Here is a 1,703-nt window from a genome sequence, read left to right as displayed (position 1 = left end):
TCATTAGAATCCTTAGTTACGCCTGGGTTGTTCGGGAAGTCCACTCGGTAGCTTGCCTTATTCGGAATTCTAGTCTTACCATCTTTAATGTAGCCAGATAGGTTGACACCTTGGCGGATCTTAGCTGTGAAGGTTAGGTTCACATCTTTACCACCATTGTTCTTGACTTGTTCTTCGGTTAGATTCACAGTAATGGTTTGACCATTAATTGAGATACGATCGGCATCAAGAGCTTGGCCATTTAGGCTAGCAGTCGCACGACCTGTTCCATCTGCAAATTCAAGAACGTCTTTCAGCTCATCATTGATAGAGAAGGCTGTTGCATCAAACGGTACTTTCGTATTGATGTGGTAAGTGAACTCATCGTTACGGTTAGCCAGTGTTTCCTCTTCCTTACCATTGACATCCTTCTTAATTTCAGGTTCTTCTGGAGTTGGAGGAGTTACTGGTACTCTGTTTGAATCCTTATGGATTTCTGGACGATTTGGGAAGCCTGCTGTGTAAGAAGCTGTATTCGGGATGCTAGTCTTACCTTTTTCAATGTAGTCAGACAAGTTTGCACCTTCACGAATCTTAGCCTTGAAGGTCAAGGTTACTTCCTTACCACCATTTGCTTTCACTTCGTCTTCTGTCAGAGCCATAGAGATTGTTTGGTCTGCAACGTTGATACGGTTGGCATCAATTTCTTGGCCATCGAGAGTCGCTGTTGCTTGACCTTTCTCACCTGAGAATTCTAATACTGGTACAAGAGTATCTGATACTGAGAAGGCTGTCGCATCTTGAGGTACAGAAGTTGTTACTTTATAAGTAAACTCTTCATAACGTTCTTTCAGCGTTGCTTCTGGCTGACCATTCACTTCTTTCTTAATACCAGGTTCTTCTGGACTTGGTGGAATCACTGGAACTGGTTCTGTGCTCTTTTCTGTCTTAGGATCATCGTTGATGATGTATTTAGCAATGTTAGGAATCCGAGTTACGCCGTCTGCTTCAATGTAGCCTGCCAGGCTGACATTCTTACGAATTTTAGCCTTGAAGCTTACATGAACAGCTTTATTGCCGTATTTCTTCACTTGATCCTTCGTCAGAGTCACTGTCAGAACTTGTTTATCTACAGTGATTTGTGAATCTTCGATCACATCTTTGTCACCATCTACTGTGACTTCTGCTTGGCCTTTCTTACCTGAGAATTCAAGAACGTCTTTCAATTCGTCGGTAATCTTGAAGCCAGTCGCATCGACAGGTACTTTCGTATCGATGGTGTAAGTGAATTCTTCATCACGGCTGTCCAGAGTTGCGGATGGCTTGTTATTAACCTTCTTCTCAACTGGTGGATTTTCTGGTGATGGAGGAGTCACTGGGACGATGTTTGAATCTTTCTCAACTTTTGGACGGTGTGGGAAGTTAGCCACATAAGACGCTTTGTTTGGTACACGCGTTACACCGTCTGCTTCGATGTAGTCTGCTAGGTTAGCACCTTCACGAATCTTAGCTTTAAAGTTGAGGACAACTTCTTTACCACCGTTTGCTTTGACTTGTTCTTCAGTCAACTCAGCACTGATGGTTTGGTCTTTCAACTTGATTTGTTTTGCACCCAGCTTTTCACCATTGAGTGTGAGAGATGCTTCTGCATCTTCGCCAGCAAATTCAAGTACTGGAACTAAACTATCGCTGATAGAGAAGGCTGTCGCATCTTGCGGTACAGT

The 1,703-nt window shown here is 43.2% G+C and carries 1 protein-coding gene; it reads right to left on the bottom strand.

Annotated elements, in window-relative coordinates; genetic code table 11:
• A partial coding sequence (locus tag O3640_RS10840) for an isopeptide-forming domain-containing fimbrial protein (RefSeq protein ID WP_371586869.1) occupies positions 1–1,703 on the bottom strand: 1,703 nt, incomplete at both ends.

The organism is Streptococcus sp. 27098_8_75, assembly GCF_041432475.1.
In the GTDB taxonomy this organism is placed as follows: domain Bacteria; phylum Bacillota; class Bacilli; order Lactobacillales; family Streptococcaceae; genus Streptococcus; species Streptococcus gordonii.
This window is presented reverse-complemented; position numbering and strand designations above follow the sequence as displayed.